Origin of the sequence: Alicyclobacillus hesperidum (assembly GCF_900107035.1) — a bacterium.
Lineage (GTDB): Bacteria > Bacillota > Bacilli > Alicyclobacillales > Alicyclobacillaceae > Alicyclobacillus > Alicyclobacillus hesperidum.
This window is the reverse complement of sequence record NZ_FNOJ01000024.1, coordinates 19879-28643: the sequence shown is the minus strand read 5'-3', so window position 1 is coordinate 28643 and position 8765 is coordinate 19879. Positions and strand designations below refer to the sequence as shown.

General features: G+C 50.7%; 8 protein-coding genes, 1 tRNA gene and 2 rRNA genes. All 11 read left to right on the top strand.

Annotated features, from left to right (window positions below; translation table 11 throughout):
* Positions 1-286, top strand: a 23S ribosomal RNA gene (locus tag BLU70_RS13120); the annotation flags it as partial.
* A gap of 342 nt (positions 287-628) precedes the next feature.
* A 5S ribosomal RNA gene (rrf, locus tag BLU70_RS13115) occupies positions 629-745 on the top strand.
* 11 nt (positions 746-756) lie between these two features.
* Positions 757-839: transfer RNA gene (locus BLU70_RS13110), tRNA-Leu, on the top strand.
* Between the two features lie 214 nt (positions 840-1053).
* A complete protein-coding gene (locus tag BLU70_RS13105) occupies positions 1054-2034 on the top strand; it encodes a substrate-binding domain-containing protein (protein ID WP_074693748.1) in 981 nt (326 codons plus the stop codon).
* A gap of 46 nt (positions 2035-2080) precedes the next feature.
* Entirely contained in the window at positions 2081-3460 is a 1380-nt protein-coding gene (gene pepV / locus BLU70_RS13100; protein WP_074693747.1) for a dipeptidase PepV, read from the top strand.
* 57 nt (positions 3461-3517) lie between these two features.
* Positions 3518-4138, top strand: a complete 621-nt coding sequence (locus tag BLU70_RS13095; protein WP_074693746.1) for an adaptor protein MecA — start codon at positions 3518-3520, stop codon at positions 4136-4138.
* A gap of 130 nt (positions 4139-4268) precedes the next feature.
* The gene (locus BLU70_RS13090) at positions 4269-5558 is read left to right on the top strand and encodes a Glu/Leu/Phe/Val family dehydrogenase (protein WP_006447491.1); all 1290 of its coding nucleotides are present in this window, start codon (positions 4269-4271) and stop codon (positions 5556-5558) included.
* Positions 5559-5600: 42 nt separating this feature from the next.
* Positions 5601-5801: a hypothetical protein gene (locus BLU70_RS13085; protein WP_040289995.1), complete on the top strand. Its 201-nt coding sequence runs from the start codon at positions 5601-5603 to the stop codon at positions 5799-5801.
* Positions 5802-5914: 113 nt separating this feature from the next.
* The gene (sleB, locus tag BLU70_RS13080) at positions 5915-6712 is read left to right on the top strand and encodes a spore cortex-lytic enzyme (RefSeq protein ID WP_006447492.1); all 798 of its coding nucleotides are present in this window, start codon (positions 5915-5917) and stop codon (positions 6710-6712) included.
* Between the two features lie 25 nt (positions 6713-6737).
* Complete coding sequence (locus BLU70_RS13075; RefSeq protein ID WP_074693745.1) at positions 6738-8018, top strand: PepSY1/2 domain-containing protein; 1281 nt, start codon at positions 6738-6740, stop codon at positions 8016-8018.
* Between the two features lie 81 nt (positions 8019-8099).
* Positions 8100-8741: a flagellar brake protein gene (locus BLU70_RS13070; protein WP_074693744.1), complete on the top strand. Its 642-nt coding sequence runs from the start codon at positions 8100-8102 to the stop codon at positions 8739-8741.
* Positions 8742-8765: the final 24 nt, after the last annotated feature.

Genomic DNA, 8765 nt, shown 5'->3' with positions numbered 1-8765 from the left:
TCTGCCGCGGGCGCAGGATACGTGAGAGGGTTCGTCCTTAGTACGAGAGGACCGGGATGAACCGACCGCTGGTGTACCAGTTGTTCCGCCAGGAGCACCGCTGGGTAGCCAAGTCGGGAAGGGATAAGCGCTGAAAGCATCTAAGCGCGAAGCCCGCCTCAAGATAACGTATCCCATCTGGACAACAGAGTAAGACCCCTTGAAGAAGACAAGGTAGATCGGTCTGGCGTGGAAGCGTAGTGATACGTGGAGCGGACAGATACGAATCGGTCGAGGGCTTCACCCGCAAGCAAGGTCATTTCATAGCAGAAGCAAAGGTACATAGCAGTAGACAACCCGAAGCGCAGTTTGGTCTGAGCGAACACATCTGCAGGCGAAAGCCAAAGCCACGTGAGCGCCAGAACAAACGAACACCGCACAAGGGTTGCGTGAAACATCATCTGAAGCGCAGTTTGGTTCGAGCAAGCACACCGGCAGGCGAGAGCCAAAGCCACGTGAGCGCCAGGACAAACGAACACAGCGCAAGGGTTGCGTGAAACACCATCTGAAGCGAAGTTGGGTCCGAGCGAACACATCTGCAGGCCGAAGGCCGAAGCCGTGTGAGCGAGGAGCGAACGAAGCGCACTAGTCTGGTGACCATAGCGGAGGGGAAACACCCGTACCCATCCCGAACACGGACGTGAAGACCTCCAGCGCCGAGAATACTTGTCTCGAGAGGGACTGGGAAGGTAGGTCGTTGCCAGGCAAGAGATATTTGCGGGTGTGGCGGAATTGGCAGACGCACCAGATTTAGGTTCTGGCGGGAAACCGTGGGGGTTCGAGTCCCTTCACCCGCACCATACGCACTATAATATGTAGTTAAAGGGCTTGGGTATACCGAGCTCCTTTTTTGTGTTCTCTAAATCAGTCTGGTATATAAGGAATGTCTCCTCGAGTTAAGAAAGTGATGATTTGGTGAAGAATGAGGCTTTGCTGGCACGTTTTTGATTATAATAGGGATACACGTCCACGTTCGCTGTTTTGTGCGTCGTGGAGCTCAACGGAGGTGGCAGAGTGCCCGTAACAATATATGATGTAGCAAGAGAAGCGAAAGTGTCGATGGCGACCGTGTCGCGTGTGATCAATGGTACTGCTGTTGTCAAAGAGGACACAAAGAAGCGGGTCTTAGATGCCATTGCGCGACTGGGTTATCGTCCAAATGCTGTGGCTCGCGGACTAGCTAGTAAACGTACTCGGACAATTGGCGTCATTGTACCTGACGTCTCGGCAGCTTTCGTCGCAGAGATGGTGCGCGGAATTGAGGACATTGCCAACATGTACGATTATCACATCATCCTTGTGAACTCCGACGCACAGGTGGATCGCGAAGTTAGTTTGATTGGGACAATGTGGGAAAAGCAGGTTGATGGTATTATCTATATGACTAATGTATTAAGTTCCCGTGAAATTGATGCGTTTGAAGAAGCTCAAATCCCAGTTGTTCTATGCGCAACGGAAGACCCGGAGCGTCGCATTCCGTCTGTCAATATCGATAACTATAGGTCAGGCCGAGATGCTGTTCACTATTTGCTCGAGAGGGGATGCAAAAGGATCGGGTTTATTACGACTGATGAAGGTGTTTCAGTCGTGGCGGATCGCCGCTTGCAAGGCGCAGAAAACCGTATGCGGGATCATGAGTTACACGTGATACGTACGGGAAAAGGTCGTTACGAGGTTGCATTGCCCGTAATTCGGGCGTATTTTGAAGCACATGACTTGGACGGTGTCGTTGCCGCTTCGGATGAGTTGGGGCTGGCGACTATTCATGCTGTACAGGACATGGGGCGCCGTGTGCCGGAGGATGTGAAGGTCATCGCTTTCGATAATACGAGGTTGGCAGTGATGGTTCGTCCAGAAATGACTGTGATTGCACAGCCGATGTACGATTTTGGGGCTGTATCGATGCGTCTATTAACCAAACTGCTTCAGGACGAGCCTGTGGACAATTATACGGTAACCTTGTTACACAACATCGTGGAACGCGCTTCAACCTAAATAGGGTGTTGTGTGATCTGGTGAATTCAATTGAGGGAATGATCTTGTGATCGGCAACTTTGTAACACAGCACGAACCGGAGATCATTGCATCGTTTCAGCGGCTTTTGGCGATTGAGAGCGTCAAGTCGCATCCTGTCCCCGGGGGCCCATTTGGAGCGGGGCCTGCTGAGGCATTGTCCTACATGTTGCAATTGGCTGAAAGTCGGCATCTGGCCACAAAAAATGTAAATGGATACGCAGGACATGTCGAATATGGCACCGGGGATGAATACATAGCTGTTTTAGCGCATCTGGATGTGGTTCCTGCCGGCGAAGGCTGGACATATCCGCCTTTTGGCGGCGTCATTGACCAGGGGCGTATTTACGGACGGGGAGCTATTGACGATAAAGGACCAGCCATGAGTGCGCTTTGGGCCTTATTCGCGCTGCAAGAAGCAGGAGTCGTACCGAGGCGCAAAATACGGCTCATTTTCGGGCTCGACGAGGAGTCGGACTGGCAATGTGTCGAACACTATTTTCGGTATGAGTCAAAGCCGATTGGCGGTTTCACGCCAGATGCCCAGTTTCCTTTGATATATGCCGAAAAAGGTATGGCGACTTTGTGTATTGAAGTTCCGGCCGAAGCAGATTCATTGGCTGCCCAGATCCAAATGTTCTCCGGAGGGACGCGATATAACATGGTCCCTGAGGTGGCTCGTGCAACTGTTGATTGTCACTCGGAGACCGCAGCGCGTGAACTCGGGATCAAGTTCCGCAAGGTAGCAAAGGACTTACAGGTCTCGTTGCATTCGGAAGTACGCAGTTGTTTCGTCGACTTGACTGTCGAGGGAAGGTCTGCGCACGCCTCCAGACCTGAAGTTGGGATTAATGCAATCGTTCAACTTGCTCAACTATTGGGAACGGCGACCGTTTCTAACTGCTCGATGTGGAGAAGTGTTGGATCGTGGGACTACTTCGGAAGGGCTTTAGGAATCGATCACGACGATGGAGAAACAGGTCCTCTAACCATGAACGTCGGGACTGGCGAATTACGAGATGGAGTGTATCGATTTCACCTCAACATTCGTTATCCTGCCGATCAATCGATTGATGAACTACTGAAGTCGATGTCCAATTATTTGCCTGACCGGTGGCGGATAACGTTAGTCGAGCACATGGATCCTCTGAGGGTCGATCCAAATTCTACACTCGTACAGACACTCATGGAAGTATACAAGCAATTTTTTAAAGAGGACATTTCGCCCCTGACGACAGGAGGCGTGACCTACGCGCGGGCTATTCCAAATGCGGTGGCTTTTGGTGCGCGGTTTCCGGAAAAACCAAGCTTGGCGCACCAGGCTGACGAGTATTGGGAAATTGACGACTTTTTAAGATCGATTGAAATCTATGCAGAAGCCATGACACGGCTCGCAAATGCGTTATAATATACAGTACACGTCGTTACCCCAACACCACCATCGCAACAAAGGAGGGAACGCCGAATGAGAGTGGAACGGATTGCCCGAGATAAAGTACGAATCTTCATCAGTTACGATGACCTTGAAGAGCGAGGTATTGATCGCGACGAGATCTGGCACAACGGGAAAAAAGTCCAGGATCTGTTTTGGGATATGATGGAGACGGCATATATGGAAGTCGGTTTTGAAATTGCCGGCCCCATTTCCGTTGAGGCGTTCACGATGCCAACTGAAGGCGTGGTGGTCATTGTCACTCGTATCCCGAGCATACCGGGGGCGACTTCGGATGAGAGCGATATGGAAGACGACGATGATAATGCGACGACTTTATTTAGCCGCGAGCCTGGGTTTCAATCCCGAGCGGATTCATATATGGTCTTTTCGTTCAGCGATTTTGATGATCTCGTTTTCGTGTGCCATACTTTACTACCTTACCAGATCAATACATCGTTGTTTTACTATAAAGACCGCTATGAGCTTTTAATTGCTGATGCATTGGATTCGGAACGCTGGCAATTGGTTGCTTCCATCTTGTCCGAGTATGGAAGTGTAAGCAGCTCAACGGAAGCTGTGTTGAAGGAATATGGCAAGACCGTGATCGCGGAAAATGCCCTTGAAGCAATTGTTCAACGTTTTCCACTCTAAATGACGTGAAAGAGTAACTAGACCATTGTCTAGTTACTCTGTTTTTGTGTAAAGCCCAGTTCTTTTATGATCGTGGGTACGGGTGTATACTAGGGCTGTCCTAATGTATTGATTTTCGCAAAGGTGGTTAGTGTTTGTGACACAGTCAGAATCCGCTTCGTTTGAGGACAAGCGCACCGACGGTACATATATACTTGAGGATACACAGAGTATCATCGAGCAGGCTCTTCAGGTTCTGGGCTACGGCCGTGAGGTGTATGATCTACTCAAATTACCGCTCCGTGTTTTGACGGTGCGGTTCCCGGTTAAGATGGACGATGGGACCGTGAAGGTCTTTACTGGGTATCGAGCTCAACACAACGATTCGGTTGGGCCTACGAAGGGCGGTATTCGACTGCACCCAGATCTCTCTCAAGCGGAAATTGAGGCTTCGGCGATATGGATGTCCATCCGCTGTGGCATTGCAGACTTACCTTTTGGCGGTGGTAAAGGCGGCATTGTGTGCGATCCGCGCGATATGTCGTTTGCTGAGATCGAACGTGTCAGCCGGGCGTATGTCCGAGCTATCAGCCAAATCGTCGGTCCAGCAAAGGACATCCCGGCTCCCGATGTGTTTAGCAACTCTCAGAATATAGCTTGGATGTTTGACGAATATTCTCACTTGCGGGAATCTGACAGCCCTGGATTTATTACGGGAAAGCCAGTTATATTAGGCGGCACACGTGGTCGCGATGGCGCTGCGGCCCGAGGAGTGGCCATCACCATTGAAGAATCAGCTAAACATCGCGATATACGGTTAGAAGGAGCTCGCGTCATTGTCCAAGGATTCGGCGGCATCGGTAGCTATATTGCTAAGTATTTGCACGATCGCGGTGCGAAAGTTGTTGGCGTTGCGGACGCATATGGTGCGCTGTACCGCGAAGACGGTCTCGACGTCGACGAACTGTTGGAGCGCAGAGATTCCTTTGGCACGGTAACACGGTTGTATAGAAATGTATTGTCGAACAAAGAACTCTTGGAGATGCCTTGTGACGTCTTAATTCCAGCGGCTACAGGTAGCCAAATTACAGAAGAGAACGCCAGCCGCATTCAGGCTTCGATCATTGTCGAAGCGACCAACGCGCCGACAACTCACGATGCACTCGACATCCTAACTGAGCGCGAAATTCTGGTTGTTCCGGATGTTGTATCGTTTTCGGGGGATGTTATCGTGTCGTACTTCGAGTGGGTGCAGAATAATCAAGGATATTACTGGGAGGAGCCCGAGGTACATTCTAGGCTCGATTCGCGCGTGCGAACAAGTTTTCACCGCGTATATCAAACCGCGGTTAAATATCAAGTCAATATGCGAGTGGCTGCTTACATTGTTGGGGTGCAACGTCTGGCCGAGGCCAGTCGCTGGCGTGGTTGGATTTCCTAACCATCATATAGATAGACTGTTGTTTGTCGAGGAGGAACGACGATGGGATCTGAAACGTTTATGGCGGTTCCGGAGCCTGTGGCGCCGGCCATTCATCGAATAAAGGTACACATTCGTTGCCGCGTGTGCGGTGAGACCTTTATTTTACGCGGAGTGCGCGATGGAAAAGGTCATATTGAGACGGGGTTCAAGCGTTGCCTTTGCGATAACGATCGGGATTTTGATATCGAACCATTGGCATAAGAAAGTTTTATTTTTGTTGTGTGTGCCCGGGCTGGAAGCCCGGGCATATTTTTTTTCGCGCGATGGGACACTAGACGTGCATTTGGATTCTCGATAGGAAAGGGGAACGTCTGGTGCGAAGCGGATTTCGCTCTGTCCACTTGGGTAAATGGATTGCCTTTACAGTCCTGACGTGTGCCTTGACCATAACATCCCTGCCTTCGCAGGTTAAGGCGTTCACTGCTCGCAATTTGATTTATGGCAGCGAGGGTTACGACGTCAATGAGTTACAAGGGCGGCTGCATTTGCTTGGATACTACTGGGGAAAGAACGACGGCATTTTTGGGTGGAAAACATACTGGGCAGTTCGTACGTTTCAGTACAATTTTGGGTTGCCTGTCACAGGAGACGTAGATATGGCAACCAAGCAGGCGCTCGTCAAAGCTACGCCAAATTGGAATTATCACATGGACTCCAATGGTGGAACCAACTCGGGGAGCAACGCAGGTGGGGCGAGCGGGCTATCTCCCGCAACTGTAGTGGCCGGTGATGGGTTTTCTCACGGTTCGGCTGGTTTGAGTGCAAGCGATTTAAACCTTATGGCCCATGTCGTTTATGGTGAGGCCAGGGGTGAGCCGTTTGAAGGTCAAGTCGCGATTGCAGCCGTGATTTTAAATCGTCTACATGATCCGAAGTTTCCCAAAACCATTCCTGCCATTGTCTATGCACCCGGGGCTTTTGATTGTGTAAATGACGGTCAAATCAACCTTCAGCCAAATGCAGAAGCTCGGCGTGCTGTGGCAGATGCTGTCGCAGGATGGGATCCCACACATGGGGCGTTGTTTTATTTTAATCCAGCAAAAACAAACAACGCATGGATGTGGGCGCGCCCTGAAATTATGACAATTGGACACCATATATTCACGGATTGAAATCGGGCTGATTGGGGGAATTGATGTGAGACGGGCCATTTGGTGGATGACCACCGCTTTGGCGGTGGTCGCGGTTGGTGGTTCTGCTTACGCATGGGGACGTCAGCAACAGTTAAACGGACAGGCGATGGCGACGATGGTCAATGCTCAATTTGATGGAGCATTGCATAATGCGTTAGCCGACATGGAATCGTTGCGAGGCGCCTTGGCAAGTGCCATGTTGGTTGCCGATCCGGTATCGTTTGACCGTCATTTAAGCGATGTGGCGAAGTTCGCGTACGCTGGGGAAAACGATTTAAGTCGCTTACCGAGCAATATTTCTGCGGATCACAATATGAACGAATTCTTACACACGGTCGATAGTCAAGTCGAGCACTGGATGATTTCGAATCAAAATCCGGGTGCAGCATCTGTTCAACAGGCTTTGACCTCATACTATAATCGTGCCGGCAACGTCATCAGTGGACTGGAGCGGATTGTCAACGCGCCCCGTACCACAGCGTCGTTTTGGACGGATGGTCGTCAATTAGCCCCGGCGGCCCGTGACGGTTTGGCACGCCTTGAACAATCTCTCGGTACGATGGTGTCCGATGCTTCTATCCATTCCTCCGCGACGAGCGGAAAATCAAAAGTTGCTTCGCCAATCTTGGTACAATCGACAGACGCGGTCAAACGAGTTGAGGCGGCCGCGGGTGTGGACAAGACGGCGGAATGGAAAGCACAACTGCACACAACTGGTGAAAATGCGCCCTATTATGTGGTTTCTGGTGATACCAAACGCGGCTCCGTGCGTGCAGAAGTATCAGCGACGACAGGGAAATTAATCAGTTATCATCTCACGCGACCGATAGGGGTAGCCAAGTACGACTTTGCCCAAGCTGCAACTGACGCACAGGCATGGCTAGCGCACCAGGGATACCATCAGGTCGTCCGTGCGGACGCAGGCAACACAGACGGCATTGCACGGTTCGCCTACCAACCGATGATCAGCGGTTTACCCGTGCTTGATTCATCGTTTAATGTCGTCGTAGCCCTCGACAACGGGCAAGTCATAGGCTTTTACGAACAAGGCAAGCTACCTCCAACAAGTTTGCCAAAAGTGACGAAAGCATTGTCGGCAAACGCCCTGCGTGCCAAATTAGGGCCTAAGTTTCACATGCAATCGGAGCGAAAAGTCATTGTCGAGAATCCAAATGGAAATTGGGTTCAGGCGATGGCCTATGAAGGCGTCTTGGGAGATGAGCCATATCGGGTTATTATCGATCTACAAACTGGGCATGAGCTCAGAGTGGATCGATTGGGTTAAACAGTTTTGCGAACCAGAAACATCCCCGCAAAGTTACTTCTGCTGTGTATAATAGGGCAGAGATAATAGAGGGGGATTTGCATGGCGATCTCACCAAGTATAGGCGGCGGCGTTCGTATTCGTACCAATAGTCAGGATTCCAAATATTATAAATCACGTGTTGCTGATATCGACGAGCAGTGCTTGTATGTCGATGTACCGGTCGACCCAATTACAGGCAAGGAATTCGAGGTCCACGTCGATGAATCAGTGGTTGTGGAATATACGGTATCGGAGACCGAGGTGTACCGATACACCGCACACATACAAGGGTTATCGTACATTCCGACACCAGCCATCCGCTTGGATCACCCGGCTCACGCAACGGATCTCGAACGCATCCAAAGGCGTGAATTCTTTCGTATTTCGCTTGACGTTCCCGTTACGGTTGCGTGCGAGCGGCTGGGCAAGGAAGTGACTGTGCAATCCATCGATATCAGCGGCGGTGGCATTGCTGTCATGGCCAAGTCTGTAATTGACTTAAGGGTCAACGATGCCGTGAAAATTTCTTTGGTTCTTCCGTATATCCAATACAATTTGCGCACAACTTGTCAAGTTGTCCGCGTTCAAACAGAGACAAATGGCATGACGACTTTGTCCATGCGGTTTATTGATATTTCGGAACGAGAGCGAGATCAAGTCATACGATATACGTTTATGCGCCAGCGCGCATTACGCCGTTGAACACGTGCATACGCTGCACGAATG